Genomic DNA, 19,856 nt, shown 5'->3' on the forward strand with positions numbered 1-19,856 from the left:
CGTCTTTATTGAGAAAAGCCCTCCTTTGGAGGGCTTTTCTCAACAAGACGTTTGCTTCGTTCCGCTCGTTCGTTCGCTGCCGCTCTCTCCTTACTCGCTGCCAGTTTTGCTTTGCAAAACTGGACTCAGCTTCATTTTACCCCTGCCCAGCTGGAGATGACCATGCGCTGGACTTCGGAGGTGCCTTCGTAGATTTCGGTAATTTTGGCGTCCCGCATCATCCGTTCTACCGGGTAGTCCCTTGTAAAGCCGTAGCCGCCGAAAAGCTGGACGGCCTCACAGGTAACGTCTCTCGCTACTTCTGACGCGACGAGCTTGGCTAAAGCGGCAAGATGATTATAGGGTTTTCCTGCATCTTTCGCGCAGGCTGCCTGATAAACCAGCAGGCGCGCCCCTTCTGCCCTGGCGATCATGTTGGCCAGCTGGAACTGGGTGTTCTGGAAAGCCGACAGCGGCTGTCCAAACTGTTCCCTGCCCTTGACGTAAGGGATGGTTTCATCAATGGCTCCCTGCGCCAGTCCCAGAGCCTGAGAGGCAATGCCGATCCGTCCGCCGTCCAGGGTTTTCATGGCGATCTTAAAGCCCTTTCCGACTTCGCCGAGCAGGTTTTCCTTTGGCACAATACAGTCCTTGAAGATCAGCTCGGTTGTGGAGGAACCGCGGATTCCCATTTTGTCCAGCTTTTTGCCGATGGAGAAACCCGGAAAATCCTTTTCCACAATAAAAGCGGTGATACCGTGGTTGCCTTTTGTGATATCCGTCATGGCAAAAATAACATAGGTATCGGCTTTTCCACCGTTGGTAATGAATATTTTGCTGCCGTTTAAAACATAGTGGTCGCCTTCAAGAACAGCCGTCGTCTTTTGTCCCGCCGCGTCTGTTCCAGCGCCCGGCTCCGTCAGGCCAAAGGCTCCGAGGTGTTCACCTTTTGCCAGTGGCACCAGATATTTACGCTTTTGTTCCTCTGTTCCAAAGGCAAAGATCGGCCATGCGCACAGAGAGGTGTGGGCTGAAATAATAACCCCGGTGGAGCCGCAGACCTTTGAAATTTCCTCGACGCACATGGCGTAGGCCAGATTGTCCATACCCGCTCCGCCGTATTCTTCCGGAAAAGGGATCCCCAGCATACCGGCTTCAGCCAGCTTGGGAATGGTCTCTTCTGGAAAACGTTCCTTTTCATCCAAATCCTTGGCGATGGGCTTTACTTCCATCTGGGCAAATTCACGGAACATTTCACGCAGCTCCTGATGTTCCTTGGACAGTTCAAAATTCATGGTTTCTTCCTCCTCGTCCGTATGGGTTTTATCAACCGTATTAATCTTTTTAATCTCACGCTTTGGTCCTCTTTCTAAAGGAACCGCTGCTGTTTCTTCTTTCTTCTCAATTTCAGGCGTCTGATGTTCCTGGTCCTTAGATGCTTTTTCTTCGAAATAAGCCGCCTGTGTATCGGTTGGATTCTGGCTCCGCTCTGCCGGTGATCTGAGCTGGCGCTTTTCACGGATCATCCCGGCAAGGGCCGGAACCACCTCGAACAAATCGCCAACCACACAGTAGTGGGCAATTTTAAAGATAGGGGCCTCTGGGTCATTATTGATGGCGACAATAATATCCGAGTCCTTCATGCCCATCGTGTGCTGTACCGCCCCGGAAATACCGCAGGCGATATAAAGCTTCGGGTGGATTCTTTTACCAGTAACGCCTACCTGATGCTCAATGTCAATCCAGCCATCCTCCACTGTTGGCTTGGAAGCGCCGACCGCAGCGCCAAGGGCGTCTGCCAGCTCCCGTATGACATCAAAGCCCTCGGGACCTCCGAGGCCGCGTCCGCCGGCCACCACAATATCTGCTTCCTCCAAATCATCCGCAACCTTTGAGACTGCCTCGACATATTCCAGCAGCTTCACCCGCAGCGCGCTTTCCTTTATCGGAATATCTTCCTCGATCACCTCAGCCTTCAGGCCCTCCACTGGCAGGCCCTTGGCAAAAATACCAGAGTGGACACTGCCGATCTGGGGACGTGTGGCCATGGTAATTTTGGCGAACTCCTTACCGTCGTAAGCCGGGCGGATAAAGGTAGCGGCATTATTTTCTTCCAGTTCAATCTCTGTACAGTCCGCCGCAAGGCCAAGCTCCAGACGGGTTGCTAGACGTCCGCAGAGGTCACGGCCATTATGGGTCGCTCCCACCAGCAGGAGATTCGGCGTGTAACGCCGGATCAGGGCTTCCATCGCATCGGTATAGGTGTCGGTGCTGTAAATTTCATAGCCATCGCCCGGGACATTTAAAATAATATCCGCCCCATAACCTGAAAGCTCGGTGGTCATATCACAGGAAAGATAGCCAAAAACCACAGCAACCAGCTCGCCATCTTCATGCTTGAGCTTTTTTCCCTTGGACAAAAGTTCAAGACTTACGCGCCTGATCTGCTCCTCCTCTTTTTCAATAAAGATCCAAATCGCATTTTCTTTCATGATGTTTCCTCCTTACCACACGCCCAGGCTTTCCAGGGTTTCAAACAGGACTTTTGCGCCTTTCTGACCGTCCTTCGCGTCAATCCGGACGCCAGTATCCAGAACTGCTGGTGAAAAAGTCCCGGCCACCTGGGTCGCTGAGCCCTTAAAGCCAACATCATCCGGTGTTAACCCAATATCCTCCGCTGATAATGTCCGGATCTCCACACTTTTTGATTTCATTTTGCCCTTTATCGAGGGGTGTCTCGGCGCATGGGCTTTTTCCGTAATAGTGCAGACTGTTGGCAGCGCGGTCTGCAGGATTTCAACACCATCTCTATTTTCACGTTCTGCTGTCAAAACATAATCTTCAACCTTCAGCCGGTTCACATAAGTGACCTGAGCCCAGTCCAGCCGTTCGGCAATTCCAGGGCCCACCTGCCCTGTATCGCCGTCGCTGGCCTGCTTACCGCAGAGTACCAGATCATAGCCGCCCAGCTTCTCGACCGCTGCAGCCAACACGCGGCTTGTGGCAAGTGTATCTGACCCCTGCAAAGCGTCGTCACAAAGCAGAACCGCTTCATCTGCCCCCATGCCGACACACTCCCGGAGCGCTTCCTCGGCCTGGGGCGGCCCCATGGTTAAAACCGTTACCCTGCCTCCATGCTTTTCCCGAAGTCTGAGGGCCTCCTCCAAAGCATTTTTATCACAAAGGTTTACAACCGCAGGCACATCCTCTCTCAACATTCGGTTTGTGCCCTTTTCAAGCTTAATTTCCGACACAGCAGGAACCTGCTTAATACATACAGCAACATTCATCTGATTACCTCCTTTTTTCAATCGGTTTCAAATAAAAAAGCAGCATCTTACGTGCAGCTCAAACAAACACAATTGTCAGGCATTTAACTTATAACATGAATATATTTACCCATTTGTTTGTATTTTATCCACTAAAAAAGGTCTCTGCAAATAAACACATATTTCGCAGAGACTTTTAAGCGGCTATTCTTCTTTCATTTTTGACCATACAGTGACCATCATGGTAATAAAGCAGGCTGCTCCCCCAATGAAATTGGAGATGGGCTCTGCCAGAAAAATACCGTTGACACCAAGGCCGAAAACCGTTGGCAGGAACATGGTGAGCGGGATAACAATGATTGCTTTTCGAAGCAGCGAAAAGAAAATAGCCTGCTTCGATTTGCCGAGGGCAATGAAAACGGTCTGGCCTGAGAATTGCAGCACCATCATAAAAAACCCGAAAAAATAAATATACAAAGCTGGCACACCAAGCCTTATAAGCTCCGGCTCACTGTTGAAAATATGGATAAAGGCCTGGGGCGTAAGCATCAGAATCAACCAGGCAATAAAGGTGTACGCCACCCCGATGATGGCTGTAAACTGAATTCCCTTCCGCACTCTGCCGTAAGCCCCAGCCCCATAATTAAAGCCGAGTACCGGCTGCGCCCCATTGGTAATCCCCTGCACTGGCATGGTGAGCACCTCACGAATGGAGTTTAAGACGGTCATAACGCCCACGTAAATATCTCCGCCATAAAACTGAAGACTCGCATTGCATACGATCTGCACCGCGCTGTTGGTGACCGACATAATGAACCCCGACAGGCCCAGCCCTGAAATCTCGCCGATCAGCGAAAAATCCAGCCTCATACTTTTCAGACTGAGGCGGTAGATGGCTTTTTTTCCTGTCAGAAAGCGTAAAACCCAGAGGGCTGAAAGCAGCTGAGACAGCACTGTCGCCAGAGCTGCGCCCCTGACGCCCAAACCAAAGATAAAAATAAATACCGGGTCCAGCAGAATATTAACCAGGGCCCCCAGGGCCACAGTCATCATTCCAGTTTTTGCAAAGCCCTGTGAATTGATGAAGCTGTTCATTCCCAGGCCGATCATCACAAAGAGACTGCCGCAGAGATATATTTCAACATAGTCGTCAGCGTACGGAAAGGTCTGGTCACTGGCGCCAAAGGCGTATAAAATCGGCCTCTTAAAAATCAGGCATACGATCATGAGCAAAACGCCGGAGATGAGCAGCATGGCAAAGGAATTCCCCATAATACGCTCTGCCCTGCGGTCATCTCCCTTCCCCCTGGCAATGGAGCAGAGCGGCGCGCCGCCCATGCCAAAAAGGTTGGCAAAAGCCGTAATGATCATGATAATTGGAAAGGTAAGACCCAGACCTGTCAGCGCAAGTGTCGAGGCATCCGGTAAATGGCCGATATAGACGCGGTCAACCACACTGTACAGCACATTAATCAGCTGTGCGGCCATCATCGGAAATGCCAGGCGCATAATATTGCCGGATATGCTCCCTTTAGTAAAGTCATTCTGTTTTTCCACAGGCATCCCTCCCTTTATTGTAATATTATAACATTAGGCAGAGATTTTAAGAGCACTTTTATTTATTCTTTTAACACTAGCTTATTTTCACTTTTTAAACTTAATTTTTATATATATAGAGAGAGTCTTTTATATAATCTTTTAAATAAATACGATCCAAAATATCATACAATTTTAAAAATAAATGGGCCAAATTAATGGTGCGAAAAAAATGTAAACTAAAAAACATATTAGAAGAAGTGGCAATCCTATTTTCATATAATCTTTAAACTGATATCCTCCACTGGCCATGACAATTGTATTACTTCCTGTACCAATAGGGGTGATAAAAGCACAAGAAGCCGCAACAGTTACCGCAATCACGATAACTTTAGGATTACAATTCAAACCACAAGCGACAGCAATTGCAATCGGGTATAAAAGCGCTGCACTTGCTGTATTAGACATAATTTGTGTAATACCCGCAGCTGCAATAAAAATTAAAGCTGTAAATATAACAGGACTTGCTGTCTCGCCTCCCAGCTTAATCAGATTATCTGCAATCAGCTTAACGCCTCCTGTTTTATTTAATGCGAGTACTAAAGGAAACATTCCCGCTAAAATACTTAACCCTGACCAATCAACCATGTTTACCATTTCCTTCTCATTAATGACACGAAAAAACAAAAGTAAAAGCATTCCAATAAATGCAGTAATATGAACCGGCATCTTAATTCTGTTTTCAAAAATAAATCCTAAAATACAGAATACAAAAATCACCGTAGCAAAAATTTTATTTCTATATTTTGTTTTTGGAGAAATACTCTTTTTTTCATTACTTGTTACCGTTTCCTTTATCGTTCCATTTACAGGCAACATTTTATATCCCCAGAAATAAAAATATAAAACCCCTGCTATCGAAAATAAAATTCCCATTTTAGAAAGTTCAAAAAATCCTAAACTTTGCATTTCATTTATCTCTAAAATGGAATTTGCGAGAAGATTATGGGGTGCTCCGATCGTTGTATTCATTCCACCCAGGGAACAGGCAAATGCCATGGGCATTAACAAGCGCGACGGAGAGTACTTAGCCGATCTGCATACCCCAAGTGTTATTGGTAACATTATCATGGCTGTGCCAATATTACTGAGAAAGGAAGACATTAAAATTGTAGCAAGCATAATGATGACCACAGCGCTTTTTTCACTCTTAATATACTTTATTATGTAGTTTCCTATATCCTCTGCTACCCCTGTTGACAGTATACTCCCGCTGATCACAAACATGCAACCTGCTAAAATTACACTTTCATTGGTGAACGCAACAAAGATTTCGTTAATCTCCAGTACTCCGGTAAGATATAAAAGAATAGGGATACTCATCGATATTGCCAAATAGGAAAATTTTCCACAAACATAAAGAATAACCGCCGCAAGTAAGATTAAAAGTGAAATATACATAGGGTTCATTGTCTTTCCTCCATAACCAAATAGTTTTTACTACTTTTTGGTGAACCATGTGCCACTGCGCCAATAAAATCCGGTCTAATCGGCGCAGTGGCTTTTTCTTACATTTCGATTAAAATCATTCGAAATGCTGAAACAATTTTCTCTCTTTTTTGCGGATCACATTCCCAAGAAGCGTCCTCTGCTAATTCTTTTAATAATTCATCCAATGTTTTTTCTTTCATTTTAATTTCCTCAATACTTTCCATATTCATGTGCAAATTGATAGACAGCAAATAAGTTTTCCGGATTCACATCATTTTCACTAATGAGCGGTTTGTCTGTTGTGAAAATGAAACCTCCTCCAGGCGCAAAGGTATCAATGGCTTTTTTAGCAATATCCAAACATTCCTGCTTTGATAAACATTTTAATTGATTTGTCGTAATACCACAAGCAATGGTAGCATGATCGCCTATTTTCTCATAAACTTTATAAGGATCATCTTCCATATCTAATTGAAGTATGAATGAAGATTTAGGACAATCCTTTAATACGTCTAAAATATGCCCGCACCGTCCTTCACTTTTCATAAAGATCCTTCCGCCTTCTGCAATAATGGGGTCAACAACTTTTTTATAGGTAGGCCACCAAAATTTTTCAAAATCAGACTTTCGAATAAAAGGAACCGCATGACAGGCAGTAAAAGGAAACGGCACGGTGGATCCATTTTCCCTGAGTTTTTCTAATCCGGGGTTTCCATAAACCTCAAACACATGTTCCAGTGCGGTTAACAACTCATCCGGCTTTCGCTTCATGTCAAAAATTGTTTCTCTAAATCCTCGAATACGATCAAACATTGTATCGCAGGCTGCCTTTGTTCTTCCTCCACATACCGCAACAACGCCCAGTTCATTTTGAAGGGCAGCACTAAGTTTACCGGCTGCTTCCATGTGCTTTGAAAATGCCATAATCGCATTTTTTAAGACAGCGTAGTTTTCATTGTCCGAACCATTCAAATTAGAAAACTTACGTTTTGGCAAAATATTTAAAATAAAATTTTCCGTGTCCCTGATCAGCTCTCCATACTCTTCAGCTTCCATCGTGCAATTCTGCGTATGCTGAATGGTTACTTCATCTTCCGAAATAAAGTATCCTTTTCCGCCAAGTATATTTAAAGCAACCAATGGATAAGGAATTCCTGCTGAGGTAATGCAGTCACAATATATTTCCCTGAGTGTTTTCGTAAAAGTTCTTACCATTAAATCTGCATCTTTGATCAAATCCGCCGTTTTCTTTTTCTGATATGCGATCGGCCAGGAAATCACATCTAACATAACCGGAACATATTGAGGCTCCTGATGCCCTGTCGTCGCAATTAAATCCGCTTTTCTGTTTTCATACTCTTGTAATTTTGTCAACATAATCTTCCCCTCTATAAAAATAACATCATAATAAATTTGAACATCTCTTCTTCATAATTCTGTATTTTTTCTGTTTTACACGCGTTATCAGAAATATTCAAATGTTCTTCTTGATATTTTTCCCATGTCGTGTAGTATTCTGATTCAAACATATTCTCCTCCTAGTAATTACCATGTAACGAAACATACTCCAGCACCGCACGGTAATTCTCCGCAACAGAACCTTTTAATGACATAATATTTTTATCAACATTAAAAATGTATCCTCCATCAGGCGCGAGAATATCCAGTAATTCCTTTGCCTTATCAATACACTTTTGTTTTGTCTCTGTTTGAAGCAGGACGGTTGGATAAAATCCTGTAATAATATGTTTATTTATCTTTTTCTTTGTTAGCTGAGGGTCTCCATACTCGAAGCGCATGTACATCCGCCCTGGCAACTCATTGAGCTTATCTAAAAAACGCATCCAATCCTGCTCCATAAAAAGGTGTAATGTCTGTCCTGCCGACACACACCTGGAAATTAATTTTTCAAAAGATGGCCAGAAAAATTCGTTTACCGATTTATCTCCTAAATAAGGCGCCATATGCAGCGGTACACTCGCATAACGATACTTCATCGGCTTAGGTGGAATAAGCGTCTTTTCTATTAATGGTACGGCAGCATCACATGCCTGTTTCACTTTATCAGGATATCTTCTTATATCCTTAGAAATTCCAGTAAATGATCGGAGCAAATCCGAAAGAAAATCAAAGGGTGCTTCACCGAATCCTGCACCGCCAATCACAGCATACTCATAAGGCTCCGCTGCCTCACGACTGGCCTTCCGGGCAATATTATCTTCATCTGTTTTTGCTTTAAATGCTTTTGCTAAAACCATCGCTGCTTGCATTGGAGAAGTGTCCAACTCCGTATACAACCGGGGTAACAAGATATCACACATAAATTTAAACGGATCTTTTATAAAATCATCGTATTCATCTGGTTCCATAGCTGTAATTTCAGGATGCTGCATTACCCCCGTCTCTGACATTACATAACTTTTTGCCCCTAAAATTTGATAAAATAGCGGATTACGCATTGTCGGACTCGTACAGGGTGCGTCTGTTTGAAAATCCTCATTTATTTTTTTAAACACTTTATACGCAATTTCGCTGTCCCATTGTCCTTGCTTTAAATCAAATCCAGCATACTCAATGGCTGCTTCATACATGATATTCCCCATAACAGGTACTCTTTCAGGTATTTTATTGTCGATAACATCATTAAAAAGCTGTTGTCGTTCATTTATTTTTTGTTGTATCATTTTAACTCCTCTCAGCTTCAAAAAACAATTATTTATAAAATTTATTCTGTTTTACACTTATTTAATTTGTTCTGTTTTTACAGCTGATGTACACTTTCTTTCATCAATTTCCTGCTGCATCTCTGCTACTTTTTTAGAATTTAACCGGAAGCCGAAAAGTATTAATAAGGAAGCGATCAGAGCACCTGTCGCCGGAAAAATAATGTATGCGTTGGCAATCCCAACCTGAAGCTCTGGCGTTGGCGCCGCTCCTGCCACAAAGCCGGCAGCCGCCAATGCGGAGGCAATAATCAATCCTTTCAAAATCTGCGATATCTTAGAAGGTACAACAATCATTCCCATAATAAAGGATGCCGTATTTTTACCAGTTTTCCACTCACCATAAACAATCGTATCACTGTAAAGAACTACCGTAAGTGCCTGAAGCCCACCTACGCAAAATTGAACCATTGATAAGCAGAACATAAACACTGGAACATTCTGATAAAAAACACGCCCTAATACCAAGAAAACAGTAATCCCTGCAAACAGAATGACACAGGACATCTTCGCCTGGAGTTTTTTACCAATAAACTTAGCAAAATAAGCGCCCAGCACTGCTGCACATGCTGTGATAAACAAGTGTAACGGAAATAATCCCATATCCTCTGCAATGTACTTATAATAGTAACCAGCCAACGCTGACATTAGCATATTAACAAGCGTTCTCCCGGTATCTGCAAGAATAATAACCATTAAAGGATAATTGGTGAGAAAATTCCTTATTAAGTCTTTCGCCTTAACTTTCTCCCCATTCGATTCTTTCCTGATTTCCTCCTGAGTTGGCTCATATCCCTCTGTCATTTTAAAATGCGCAAAATAACCTATACAGAATAACAATGCACAAAGGCCAGCCAGTATTGTATATCCTGTTACTTCATTATGCAAAGCAAATCCAAGATAAATCGCCAATGGTGGTCCGATATATGAAAAGAATACTTTCGCAAGATTATTAAACATACCTCTTCGCGATGTAAGAATAATTTTATCATCTTCATTACTTGAAAGCATCGGAACAAGCGAAACGTTTGCAACTGTAGCTAAATTCCAGGCAGCATGGCTAATAATAAATCCCAAGCAAACTATTACTGCAGCAGTTATATCTGAACCTATCTTAGAAAACTGAAATATAAAAGTCATTAAAACAATTGGCGGACAGATCAACAACCACGATCGAATTTTACCCCACTTCATTGGCTTAACCATATTTACGATTGCCCCGCTAAATAGCGAAATAATTGCATCTACAGCCCCCGTTATCGTTGTTATGGCTGCAACTATTCCTAAAGGGAATTTAGCAACATCCGTCAAAAACAGCATAAATAAAGACAACTCAGCAGCAGTCATCATACAAAAACCAAAGTCACCAACTCCATAAAACCTTTTTAGAGTTTTACTTAATGGCTTTTTCATATTTTTACACCTCCATCTTTTTTATTTGAATTCCGGCCGGAAAAACAAACTTTTTACTTTACATGTTATATTTTAACTTTACATGTAAAGTAAGGTTATGGTATCATGTTTTTATCGTAAAATCAACATTTTTTTATTTTATTTTTTAATTTTATTAGAAAAATGAAAAAAACTATGCTAAAATACTAAAATATGGAGGTGTATAATGGCCGAAAAAACCGAAATACGCGAATTATTGTTAGAAAAAGCAAAAATATCTTTCTATGAAAAGGGCTATCAAAAAACTTCTTTTGAATATCTGGCCAATGAGTGCGGTGTCACAAAACCAACAATCTCATATTATTTTAAAAACAAGGTTAATTTAGCCAACGAAGTCTATTCTCGCTATATTAGTACAATACGAAAACTAATTTCAGAAAGAATCATGATTACGTATGGAACACAAGATTTTCTTACAGTATCCGCTGTACAAATCCGTATGCTTTTGGAGATGTACCATCAGGATAAGAACGCTTACCGATTTTATCACGAACTGATCAATTGCGGGTTCACCTCTTTTTCTGTAGAACCATCTTTGAACTATAATCGTCTGATTCATCAACAATACCATCTAGATATTGATGAAAATATTGATGAAGTACAATTACTGACCTATGCTATTCGCGGTGCTGCTACTTCATTAGTTGTCGCTTTTTTTGACGGGAATTTAAACTGTACATATGAACAATTTATGAAATATCGTTTAACAATTGTGTTTAAAATTATGAATCTGCCAGAAACAAAAATCGAACAAATTTTAGAAGACGCTGATAAAATCATACAAGATTTAAACTTTAAAATTAAACCTTATTTTCAAATTGTATAATTAAAAAAGCTCTATATCCCTCTTAATTTGATATAGAGCTTTTTTAATTTGTATCTTTTTTACATTGCAAGCCACAATACTGCAATTCTTTAAGAATCTTTTATTGTTTTTCTTTTCATTTTAGAAAATTTATTATATAATATAAAAAGAATTTATCGAACCATTGGAAGGTTTTTATGCATATCATAAACGCGCAGACACTGACCCAAGAGCTTGTCCGTATCGACAGCTCAGATCCCGGCGCATACGAGGGGGCCATCAGCCTTAAAATCGTAGAGCTTCTGGAATCAGCGGGCGTTCCTGTTGTCAAAGAAGAGGTTCTGCCCGGCCGTTTTAATGTCATGGGCAAAATCAAAGGAGAAATTGACGATCCAGCGCTTATTTATATCTGTCATATGGATACAGTGACATTGGGAGAGGGCTGGAGTATTCCGCCACTCTCTGCCAAAATAAAAGACGGACGGCTTTACGGCAGAGGCGCCTGCGATATGAAATCCGGCCTGGCCTGCGCCCTTTCCGCTTTTCTAAAAGCCGCTGTTTCTGGAAAACAACCGCGCCACTCCTTTGTTTTCATCGGAACAATCGATGAAGAATACTATATGCGCGGTGTGGAAGCTGCCATCGCCTCAGGCTGGGTAACTGAAAAAAGCTGGGTGTTGGACACCGAACCCACAAACGGGCAAATTCAGGTTGCCCACAAAGGCCGCACCTGGTTTGAACTGACGGCAGACGGCGTAACCGCCCATGCCAGCACACCCTGGAAAGGGGCGGACGCCATTTCTGCCATGGCAGAAATGATCGTTGCTGTGCGGAAAGGAATTGAGGCAACAGCACCCCATCATGACCTCGGCCGCTCCACAGTCACTTTCGGGCAGATCAATGGCGGCTATCGCCCATACGTAGTCCCGGACCACTGCACAGTCACCATTGATATGCGCCTCGTGCCGCCTATCACCACTGCTGCTGCGGAATCCATTGTAAAATCAGCCATATGCCGGGCAGAAAAGCAGATTCCTGGCGTCCATGGTCATTATAAAATTACCGGTGACCGTCCTTTTGTTGAAAAAGATGGGCACTCCTACCTTTTAAAAATGTTGAGAGAAAGCTGCGCAGCCGTAACCGGCAGCCCTGCCCAAGTCAGCTTTTTCCCAGGCTATACCGATACCGCCGTTATCGCGGGAAAACTGAATAACCACAATTGCCTTTCCTACGGCCCCGGCGACCTTGAACTGGCCCACAAACCCGATGAGTACGTTCCTCTGGCCGATATCGCCCGATGCGAAAATGTACTGACCGACCTGGCAGACAGGATGCTGTTTGTCTAAGTTGTTTTTCAAAAAACAATACGCCCTGCCAATACGGCAGGGCGGTAAAATATGGACCGGTTCTATTCCACCATTCCTTTTTCCTGATAGTATGCTTCGTCAATCCCAACTGATTCCAACTGTTCTGAAATCCTCAGGGGTGTAAAACAGCTGATTATTTTAAGCATGACAATGGTTAGCACAAAGCTGTAAAGCATGACGATAACCGCGCCCGCAAGCTGTGTCAGCATCTGCCCTGGATTGCCATAAACCGCACCTGTTACAGCATTGATTGCAGGACTCGCGAAAATACCCGTCATAATAATGCCAACGGTGCCTCCGACTCCATGCAGCCCAAAAACATCCAGTGTGTCATCCAGATTCTTTTTAATACGCAGCTGAATCATTCCATAACAGCACAGCGTGCCCGCGACACCAATTATCGCTGCCGCCCACGGTTCCACAAATCCTGACCCCGGGGTTATACATACCAGCCCTGCCAAAGCCCCCATCATTGCACTGAGAACACTGGGATGTTTTTCCTGTATCCAGCTGGCAATTATCCAGGTCATAAGTCCAAAGCCCGCCGAAATCTGTGAATTGGTGATGGTCATTGCTGCAATTTCATTGGCCGCCAGGGCGCTTCCTCCGTTAAAGGCAAACCATCCAAACCATAAAAGCCCTGCGCCAATAGCGACATAGACCATGTTATGTGGAGTATAATCACGTTTTTTTCGTCCGCCGATTACAAGCACTGCCGCCAAAGCCGAGAACCCTGCGCTCATATGAACCACTGTACCACCGGCAAAATCTGCCAGACCCATCTGAGACAGAAAACCTCCGCCCCATACCCAATGCGCTACCGGAATATAAACCAGAAGGCTCCACAGCGTCAGAAATACCATATAGCTTTTAAGCGTCATACGCTCTGCCACCGCGCCGCAGATGAGCGCAGGCGTCACCAGCGCAAACATCAGCTGAAAGACAAAAAACGCAATAAACGGAATGGTCGGAGCCCAGAGTGCCGAGGGCGCGAGACTGACATTCTGTAGAAATGCAAATTCCAGATTACCGATTATTCCCGAAACATCATCGCCAAAAATCAGGCTGAAACCACCCATAAACCAAAGAACCGTTACAATACCCATGGCAATAAAGCACTGAAACATAATATCAACAATATTTCCTTTTCTCAGCAGCCCTGCGTAAAAAACAGCTAACGCCGGTGTCATCAGGCACACCATTGCCGCACAGACAAGAATAAATCCTGTATCCGCAAAATTAATCATACTTCCCTTTTCTCCTCATAAAATCATACAAAATTTATATTCAAGATTATCAGCTTTTACTTTGTCTGTCAAATGAGTTCTCTATAAATTTTATCTTTATAAATCTTATAATTATTTTTGTTGAATTTTTACTTTTCTAGTGCAAAGTTTAACTGCATATTATCTTTTCTCATAAATTATGATTTTTTAATTTTTGTGAAATTATTTTTTAAGTCATAAAAATTGATTTCCATGACCTTTATTATAAAATAATTTGAAAATTCCACCCAACAAATCTCTTTAAAGCCTTTCTGCACACGCTAAACTCCCTTTTTTTTGTGTAAAACCGCATTTTATGACAAATTTCACTATTCAGTTGCAAATACGCTGTCTTTTTACTGCTTTGCAATGTATACTTGCAATAATCTTTATCGAAACAAAGAAAGGAATATACAATGCTTAACCAATCTCAATTGATTCTCGAGATGAGCGATTACCTGGCAAATGACCCAAGACGAATCCATCATTTTCTCAAAGTACTGGGATTTGCCCAAGTTATCAGCAGTTGTGAGCAGCTTGACCCTTGCACGGCGACTATCCTTGAAACCGCTGCAATTGTCCACGATATCGGAAGTAAGATCAGTGAGGCAAAATATGGTCAAAGTAACGGCAAGCTGCAAGAGCAGGAAGGCCCCGCTGAAGCCCGAAAGGTACTTGAAAGCCTTGATTTTCCATCGAATATCATTGATCGTGTCTGCTATCTTGTTGCTCATCACCATACCTATAACACCATTGCAGGCTTAGACTATCAGGTTCTTATCGAAGCGGATTTTCTTGTCAACGCCTATGATCACAGCCTGTCTCCTGAGTCAATCCAAAGCTTTGGCAGCCGATATTTTAAAACACAAACCGGAAAATATCTCCTTGAACGCCTGTACCTGAAAGATCATCGCACTTAAACCATCAACTGTTTTCTCAGGGGGCAGATCTGCACTGTCTCTAATTCACAAAAAAAGAACCTCTTACCCAATGTAAGAGGTTCTTCTCCATATGGTATTATCCAGCGTATGTCTGTTGAATTGAAATTTACTGTCTTACTGAAAAATAAGGACCATTCCATTTTTCAGCCTGCATTTCCGCAGGTCCTGACCTGCGCTGCTCCTGATCTTGCCCTCTGTGACTCGTTCCAGATAATCCTTCTGTGACAGGCACAGCTTATCCCGCACCAGTGTGGAAACCTTGACTGGAAACGGGTATTCGCTTTGTATCTCCACCTCCGATACTTCTCCGGATGCGGGAATATCGCCTAAAACAGAGCAGGATGGCCGAAGGACATCGGCGCCGTTTCCTTTCAGAAATTGAAAATCCATGGCATACTGCCGGGCAAGCCCTTCTTCATTGCTGTAAAAGCCTTCCAGCAAATTGGCGTTCAACGCCTGTGGTGAAACACGCGAATAAACCGCCGCATTCCAGGTTGTGTCACATTTTGCGCATTTGTAAATCAGCCAAATATCCAGATATTTCCGCTGGGCATTGACACGAAATTGTCCCGAACAGCTAAACTCTGACGTTTTACCACATTTTTTGCAATGCCTCAACACCAGGGGCAGCCCAAGGGGTTCTATTTTCCAGATAATTTTTTTCATTGTCTGGCTCCTTTCACTATTATAAGAAAGAAGCCTAATAAGGTGGATTGTCACAAATTCTTTTCATCCTGTGCCTCCCTGATTCGTATTTCTTTTATGAATCCATTGTAGCATGATGCTTCTGTACGCCCTACCTAATACTCTTTTCATAAATAAACATAAGAAAAAAGCTGACCCAGTCTGTAAAACTGAATCAGCTGTCATTAGCCGTTATTCTCTTTTTTTAACTGCCCGACAATTCTCTGGATACTCTTCAGGCTCAAAAAGTATTTCTCCGCCAGAACTTCCATAGACGCTCCGGCCAGATAGTCTGCGTAAATATTGGTATTCCGGTCCTTCAATTCCTGACGGGTCGAGGTTGATGCGCCCCAGACTTTTTTATTGTCAGAAATTCTCGGAATGTAGATAAACTCTCCGTCAATATACTCCTGAACCTTTTCCAGAAGCTCCCGCGGCAGAATATGTGTTGCTTTCTTATAGCTCATTTTGCGCTCCTGATATTGTTTTTCAAACGGGAACAGCAAAGCTACCGACAAGCATTTATTCAATTTATAAACCGTTGCGACAGCTCTGCCTACGCAACCATAACGATAGGATTAAGCATAAAACTTCACCCCTCCTTCTTCATTGTTCTTTTCCTGTCCAATTCTATCACAATCTAAAAAAAGACAAAACCTCATTCTTTTTTATTAAAGGAAAATGAGGTTTGTCTTCAAGTATGATATCATATTTTATTATTTTATTTTTTCGTAGTAAAAATATACAATCAATTCCATTCCATACATAACAATCAAAAAAATAGTTAACCCCAGTACAATACCGATAAATAAAAGACTGGGCGTAAAATAATTCAGTGCAGCCGTCAAACATAAAAGAATAACACAAGCGATTTTAGCATATCTAAAGGCTAAAGCTCCGGCTTCCAGCTTCAAATACTGTTCTCGTTCATCTTTATAAATCACTATTCCCGCCCGGGCATCCATGATCCGGCTGACCTGCTCTAAACCTGCGGGAATAATAATGCATAATATCCACAACTGATTTTGAGGTGCTCTGTTTTCTATCAAGTCGCTCAACACCAGGAAAAAAGAAAAGCCAATACAAATTATTAACACTACTAACCTTATCCAAGGCATCCAGCTATAAATTTTCCATTTCATTTTTCAGATTCTCCTCCAGACAATATAATGCTTCAATCGTTGTACCAAACAGACGCGCAATTTTGTAGGCTAACATAATCGACGGATTATACTGCCCTTTTTCCAGCGAAATAATCGTCCGAGTCGACACGCCCACCGCATCTGCCAGCTGAAGCTGCGTCAACCCCTTTTCTTTTCTCAGCTCTTTTATCCTGTTTTTCAATTTATCCCCAAATTTGAAGTTCCTTTCACGTGAAGTATACTTCATATTGTAGCACGTTTTATGGGAAATGCAAAATGTTTTAATTCTTCTTAAATAAAAAAGGATGAAAATAGTATACACTGTTTTCATCCTTAAAATTCAACACACTTTTCTATGATTCTTCCCCATCAATTCTTAGTCAGGATAAAAATCAATTTATCCATTATTTTATCTCTCTCTATTTCCTGCATTTCACTATCTGTCTTTTCTTGCTTCAGACGTTCGAATAATTCTTTTACGGTATTATTTTTTTGCGTGCTTTCCATTTTTCCACCTCACAAACAGCTTTTTAGTAAGTTCCATACATTTTGACTGCCTCAATCATTGCTTTGATATTTTCAGGCTTTGCATCTCCTAAAGTGAGAATCCCTTTGTCTGTACTGATCATAAACCCGCCGTCCGCTGCGCAGTCATCAATCATCCTTTTCACGCAATCCTTCACTTCTTCTTCACTTCCGAATGCCAAGAGGCTGATCGGAACACCGCCGCACACACAAAGCTTATTGCCAAGCTTTTCTTTAAACTTTTTACAATCGCCGTTCTCCTGCAGACAGACCAGCTTCCCATCATTATCCGGAAGCTCCTGGAGCAATTCGTAGTATGGCTCCCAGTTGCCCTCCATAAACACCCCCACGGTATAGCCGCAGGTATTCATTGCATAATCCAGCTGCGCGCGGAAATAAGGAAAATAGAATTCCTCAAAATCCTTTGGTTTTAAAAATGGCGCGATATGTGTTGCGCAAAACAGAAAGTGTGCGGAATCTTCCCGCTTCCTGTATCCATCACAACTATTATGAATAAGAAAATCATTAAAGCTTTCCATGGCGTGCTTCAGCTCATCTGGGTGTCTGCGGATGTCTGTCATAACTCCGGAAAAATCTCTGCAAAAATCCATAATACTGTCTAATGGGTGGTTAATAGCTCCGTTTGACAGCACTGGATAGCCGTCTGCCTCAATGCGCATATTGGCTTCAATTGTTTTTTTCATATACCAGCCAAATTTATCAAAGGCCTCGCACAAAGCCTCGTAAGCCTTTTCTCCGGTCTCGTTGAGGACAGGATACTTTCGGGGCAGTAAATAATCACGGAAATAGGCAGCTGGATCTTTTGCAAGCAATGGATACTCATCTTCATTCATAACATTACAACTGAGGTTTGAAACCTGCAGGCCCTTTTCCGTTACGATATAATGTCCGCCTCCAAGCGCGTTTGTAGCTGGAATCGGTACATTATTCCCCATGGTAAAGAATGCGTCAAAATCAAATTCTTTAGCCAGACGCGAATGGACATCATAGGTCAATTCTGGTTTTGTGTCATAAACCTCTTTGACGCTGTAGCCATAGTAGTTTTCTGCCCATGCATAAATATTCGCCACAACAGGAACCCTGTCCGGCACTTTTCTCTGAATTGCTTTTTCACAGCGTTCAAGTCGTTTTTGATATCCGCTATTTTTATTTTCCATTTTAAACTTTCACCTCATGTCCTTAAATAAATCCAACAATACTGCCAGCTAACGGGAACCATACCGCCATCAAAACAACCAGTATTACCTGAATAAGGGCGGTTGATTTCGGCATTTCGCTCATCTTGTAAAAACCTTTGGAATAGGTAATCATTGGAACGGTATCGAGCGGCAGTAAATAGGCATTGCCAGCACAGATCCCGAGAATAATCATCAGAATTGCCGGGCTGTATCCACAGTTTGCAGCAACAGAAATCATGGCTGGTGCTAAAACAGCAATAAACGCCGGAGCGACTGGAACAACAATCAGCATCGCAAAACCAATGAAGCCGCAGATTGCAATAAGAATTGGCCCTGTGATACTCATTTGTTCCGGCATAAACGACGCAACCAGCCAGTTTCCAATCCCATTGGCTGAAATGGCCGTACCCAGTGTAAGCACCGTACCCACCAGAAAGAAGACCTGCCAGCTGACACTTTTTACAAATTCATCCCATGTGAGCGCACCAATCTTTGGTAAAAAGAGACAGAATAATCCACACAAAGCGACCATTGTCACATTAAATACAGGGAACCAGGAACTGGCGATCCAGCATACCAGCATGATCAATGTTACCAGAATAACAAATTTTTCCTTTATGTCCATCTTGTCATGTGTATTTAACGTGTTGACATAGGCCTTCAAACGATCCGGGTCCATGTCTGCCGGATGATAAACCTTGGTAATAATCAGCCAAGCAGCCGGAAGTATCACAATCGCAAGCGGTATTCCAAACACCATCCATTGAACAAAGCTGACTGTAATACCTGTCATTTGCTCAAGCATACCGATAACCAGCAAGTTAAGTGATGAGCCGGCCGGCGTCATAACGCCCCCAACCATTGCGCTGACTGGAATGGCAATCATCAGCGCCTTACCGGTTCGCTTCTTTTCATCTTCATCTTCAAAAATATCAAGGAACCCCAATGCGATTCCCATAAAAATGGCCGTCGTCGGAATATTTGATACCATGGATGAGAACAGGGCTGTGTACACCATGATTCCAAAGATAATTCCCCGGGTACTCCCTTTTAACAGTCTGATAATAACCAATAGAATTCGATGGGCAATCGGCATTTTAGCGATCGCCGCTGAAATCCCAAAGGATGCCAGAATGAAAAAGGTAACAGGGTTCGCAAATCCTGTAAACCCATCTCCAATACTTGGAACCGCTCCCAATACAGGCATCAATATCAGAGTAATGATACAGATAACCCCAGCCGGAAAGGCTTCGGTTACAAGCAAAATCAGAAAGACCAGCAAAATACTGATCGTTCGCCATCCAGCTACACCCAGATCTGCCGGTGCCGGCATAAAATACATAATAATGACAATTGCAATGCTGACCAGCATGCCAATTATCTGCTGTTTTTTTATTTTGTTATCCTGCTGCATTTCGGATCCTCCTCTTTATGCACTCTATAAAAACAAACTGAAAATAAACCGGTATAAATCTTCT

General features: G+C 42.7%; 20 protein-coding genes and 1 pseudogene. 3 read left to right on the top strand and 18 right to left on the bottom strand.

The annotated features are described in order from the left end of the window. Window positions 1–131: 131 nt before the first annotated feature. The 10 genes and pseudogenes from BUC22_RS22325 to BUC22_RS14485 form a co-directional block, all read right to left on the bottom strand. Complete coding sequence (locus BUC22_RS22325; protein ID WP_041689989.1) at window positions 132–1,274, bottom strand: acyl-CoA dehydrogenase; 1,143 nt, start codon at window positions 1,272–1,274, stop codon at window positions 132–134. 354 nt (window positions 1,275–1,628) lie between these two features. Continuing rightward, a pseudogene (locus BUC22_RS22330) lies at window positions 1,629–2,471 on the bottom strand (electron transfer flavoprotein subunit alpha/FixB family protein); the annotation flags it as partial. A 12-nt stretch (window positions 2,472–2,483) separates the two neighbouring features. Beyond that, window positions 2,484–3,269, bottom strand: coding sequence for an electron transfer flavoprotein subunit beta/FixA family protein (locus BUC22_RS14460; protein WP_013378657.1), 786 nt, complete (start codon window positions 3,267–3,269; stop codon window positions 2,484–2,486). Between the two features lie 183 nt (window positions 3,270–3,452). Continuing rightward, window positions 3,453–4,805, bottom strand: a complete 1,353-nt coding sequence (locus tag BUC22_RS14465; protein WP_013378656.1) for an MATE family efflux transporter — start codon at window positions 4,803–4,805, stop codon at window positions 3,453–3,455. 174 nt (window positions 4,806–4,979) lie between these two features. Then, window positions 4,980–6,254: an SLC13 family permease gene (locus BUC22_RS14470; RefSeq protein WP_013378655.1), complete on the bottom strand. Its 1,275-nt coding sequence runs from the start codon at window positions 6,252–6,254 to the stop codon at window positions 4,980–4,982. A 98-nt stretch (window positions 6,255–6,352) separates the two neighbouring features. Beyond that, a complete protein-coding gene (locus BUC22_RS22470) occupies window positions 6,353–6,475 on the bottom strand; it encodes a hypothetical protein (RefSeq protein ID WP_013378654.1) in 123 nt (40 codons plus the stop codon). 10 nt (window positions 6,476–6,485) lie between these two features. Further along, window positions 6,486–7,652 (bottom strand): uroporphyrinogen decarboxylase family protein, encoded by a 1,167-nt coding sequence (locus BUC22_RS14475; protein WP_013378653.1) that lies wholly within the window; start codon window positions 7,650–7,652, stop codon window positions 6,486–6,488. A gap of 11 nt (window positions 7,653–7,663) precedes the next feature. Beyond that, the gene (locus tag BUC22_RS21915) at window positions 7,664–7,804 is read right to left on the bottom strand and encodes a hypothetical protein (protein WP_013378652.1); all 141 of its coding nucleotides are present in this window, start codon (window positions 7,802–7,804) and stop codon (window positions 7,664–7,666) included. Between the two features lie 9 nt (window positions 7,805–7,813). After that, window positions 7,814–8,959 carry a uroporphyrinogen decarboxylase/cobalamine-independent methonine synthase family protein gene (locus tag BUC22_RS14480; RefSeq protein WP_013378651.1) on the bottom strand — a complete coding sequence of 382 codons (1,146 nt, stop codon included), beginning with the start codon at window positions 8,957–8,959 and terminating at the stop codon, window positions 7,814–7,816. A gap of 57 nt (window positions 8,960–9,016) precedes the next feature. Further along, the gene (locus tag BUC22_RS14485) at window positions 9,017–10,411 is read right to left on the bottom strand and encodes an MFS transporter (RefSeq protein ID WP_013378650.1); all 1,395 of its coding nucleotides are present in this window, start codon (window positions 10,409–10,411) and stop codon (window positions 9,017–9,019) included. Between the two features lie 205 nt (window positions 10,412–10,616). Between BUC22_RS14485 and BUC22_RS14490 the strand changes: the two genes are divergently transcribed. Then, window positions 10,617–11,276, top strand: coding sequence for a TetR/AcrR family transcriptional regulator (locus tag BUC22_RS14490; protein ID WP_013378649.1), 660 nt, complete (start codon window positions 10,617–10,619; stop codon window positions 11,274–11,276). A gap of 176 nt (window positions 11,277–11,452) precedes the next feature. Continuing rightward, on the top strand, window positions 11,453–12,601 hold the full coding sequence (locus BUC22_RS14495) for a M20 family metallopeptidase (protein ID WP_013378648.1): 1,149 nt from the start codon (window positions 11,453–11,455) through the stop codon (window positions 12,599–12,601). 62 nt (window positions 12,602–12,663) lie between these two features. Here BUC22_RS14495 and BUC22_RS14500 read toward each other — a convergent pair whose 3' ends face one another. Beyond that, a complete protein-coding gene (locus BUC22_RS14500; protein WP_013378647.1) occupies window positions 12,664–13,869 on the bottom strand; it encodes an ammonium transporter in 1,206 nt (401 codons plus the stop codon). 434 nt (window positions 13,870–14,303) lie between these two features. On the opposite strand from BUC22_RS14500, the gene BUC22_RS14505 reads away from it, so the two are divergent. Continuing rightward, window positions 14,304–14,807 (top strand): HD domain-containing protein, encoded by a 504-nt coding sequence (locus BUC22_RS14505; protein WP_013378645.1) that lies wholly within the window; start codon window positions 14,304–14,306, stop codon window positions 14,805–14,807. Window positions 14,808–14,942: 135 nt separating this feature from the next. On the opposite strand, the gene BUC22_RS14510 is transcribed toward BUC22_RS14505, so the two are convergent. The 7 genes from BUC22_RS14510 to BUC22_RS14535 form a co-directional block, all read right to left on the bottom strand. Continuing rightward, the gene (locus tag BUC22_RS14510; protein WP_013378644.1) at window positions 14,943–15,494 is read right to left on the bottom strand and encodes a DUF1062 domain-containing protein; all 552 of its coding nucleotides are present in this window, start codon (window positions 15,492–15,494) and stop codon (window positions 14,943–14,945) included. A 203-nt stretch (window positions 15,495–15,697) separates the two neighbouring features. Beyond that, window positions 15,698–16,015: a CD3324 family protein gene (locus tag BUC22_RS14515; RefSeq protein ID WP_256168581.1), complete on the bottom strand. Its 318-nt coding sequence runs from the start codon at window positions 16,013–16,015 to the stop codon at window positions 15,698–15,700. 213 nt (window positions 16,016–16,228) lie between these two features. Next, complete coding sequence (locus BUC22_RS14520; RefSeq protein WP_013378642.1) at window positions 16,229–16,654, bottom strand: hypothetical protein; 426 nt, start codon at window positions 16,652–16,654, stop codon at window positions 16,229–16,231. Further along, a complete protein-coding gene (locus BUC22_RS14525; protein ID WP_041689986.1) occupies window positions 16,635–16,856 on the bottom strand; it encodes a helix-turn-helix transcriptional regulator in 222 nt (73 codons plus the stop codon). The genes BUC22_RS14520 and BUC22_RS14525 overlap by 20 nt, the downstream gene beginning before the upstream one ends. A 167-nt stretch (window positions 16,857–17,023) precedes the next feature. Further along, the gene (locus BUC22_RS21920; RefSeq protein WP_013378640.1) at window positions 17,024–17,161 is read right to left on the bottom strand and encodes a hypothetical protein; all 138 of its coding nucleotides are present in this window, start codon (window positions 17,159–17,161) and stop codon (window positions 17,024–17,026) included. Between the two features lie 23 nt (window positions 17,162–17,184). Continuing rightward, complete coding sequence (locus BUC22_RS14530) at window positions 17,185–18,357, bottom strand: uroporphyrinogen decarboxylase family protein (RefSeq protein ID WP_013378639.1); 1,173 nt, start codon at window positions 18,355–18,357, stop codon at window positions 17,185–17,187. 22 nt (window positions 18,358–18,379) lie between these two features. Continuing rightward, entirely contained in the window at window positions 18,380–19,792 is a 1,413-nt protein-coding gene (locus BUC22_RS14535) for an SLC13 family permease (protein ID WP_073383116.1), read from the bottom strand. Window positions 19,793–19,856: the final 64 nt, after the last annotated feature.

Source organism: Eubacterium callanderi (assembly GCF_900142645.1).
Taxonomy (GTDB): Bacteria; Bacillota; Clostridia; order Eubacteriales; family Eubacteriaceae; genus Eubacterium; species Eubacterium callanderi.

What these genes read in the sequence shown, in the direction of transcription:
- BUC22_RS22325 (WP_041689989.1), bottom strand. Translation starts at nt 1,274, where the DNA reads ATGAATTTTGAACTGTCCAAGGAACATCAGGAGCTGCGTGAAATGTTC.
- BUC22_RS14460 (WP_013378657.1), bottom strand. Translation starts at nt 3,269, where the DNA reads ATGAATGTTGCTGTATGTATTAAGCAGGTTCCTGCTGTGTCGGAAATT.
- BUC22_RS14470 (WP_013378655.1), bottom strand. Translation starts at nt 6,254, where the DNA reads ATGAACCCTATGTATATTTCACTTTTAATCTTACTTGCGGCGGTTATT.
- BUC22_RS22470 (WP_013378654.1), bottom strand. Translation starts at nt 6,475, where the DNA reads ATGAAAGAAAAAACATTGGATGAATTATTAAAAGAATTAGCAGAGGAC.
- BUC22_RS14475 (WP_013378653.1), bottom strand. Translation starts at nt 7,652, where the DNA reads ATGTTGACAAAATTACAAGAGTATGAAAACAGAAAAGCGGATTTAATT.
- BUC22_RS21915 (WP_013378652.1), bottom strand. Translation starts at nt 7,804, where the DNA reads ATGTTTGAATCAGAATACTACACGACATGGGAAAAATATCAAGAAGAA.
- BUC22_RS14480 (WP_013378651.1), bottom strand. Translation starts at nt 8,959, where the DNA reads ATGATACAACAAAAAATAAATGAACGACAACAGCTTTTTAATGATGTT.
- BUC22_RS14485 (WP_013378650.1), bottom strand. Translation starts at nt 10,411, where the DNA reads ATGAAAAAGCCATTAAGTAAAACTCTAAAAAGGTTTTATGGAGTTGGT.
- BUC22_RS14490 (WP_013378649.1), top strand. Translation starts at nt 10,617, where the DNA reads ATGGCCGAAAAAACCGAAATACGCGAATTATTGTTAGAAAAAGCAAAA.
- BUC22_RS14495 (WP_013378648.1), top strand. Translation starts at nt 11,453, where the DNA reads ATGCATATCATAAACGCGCAGACACTGACCCAAGAGCTTGTCCGTATC.
- BUC22_RS14500 (WP_013378647.1), bottom strand. Translation starts at nt 13,869, where the DNA reads ATGATTAATTTTGCGGATACAGGATTTATTCTTGTCTGTGCGGCAATG.
- BUC22_RS14505 (WP_013378645.1), top strand. Translation starts at nt 14,304, where the DNA reads ATGCTTAACCAATCTCAATTGATTCTCGAGATGAGCGATTACCTGGCA.
- BUC22_RS14510 (WP_013378644.1), bottom strand. Translation starts at nt 15,494, where the DNA reads ATGAAAAAAATTATCTGGAAAATAGAACCCCTTGGGCTGCCCCTGGTG.
- BUC22_RS14520 (WP_013378642.1), bottom strand. Translation starts at nt 16,654, where the DNA reads ATGAAATGGAAAATTTATAGCTGGATGCCTTGGATAAGGTTAGTAGTG.
- BUC22_RS21920 (WP_013378640.1), bottom strand. Translation starts at nt 17,161, where the DNA reads ATGGAAAGCACGCAAAAAAATAATACCGTAAAAGAATTATTCGAACGT.
- BUC22_RS14530 (WP_013378639.1), bottom strand. Translation starts at nt 18,357, where the DNA reads ATGGAAAATAAAAATAGCGGATATCAAAAACGACTTGAACGCTGTGAA.
- BUC22_RS14535 (WP_073383116.1), bottom strand. Translation starts at nt 19,792, where the DNA reads ATGCAGCAGGATAACAAAATAAAAAAACAGCAGATAATTGGCATGCTG.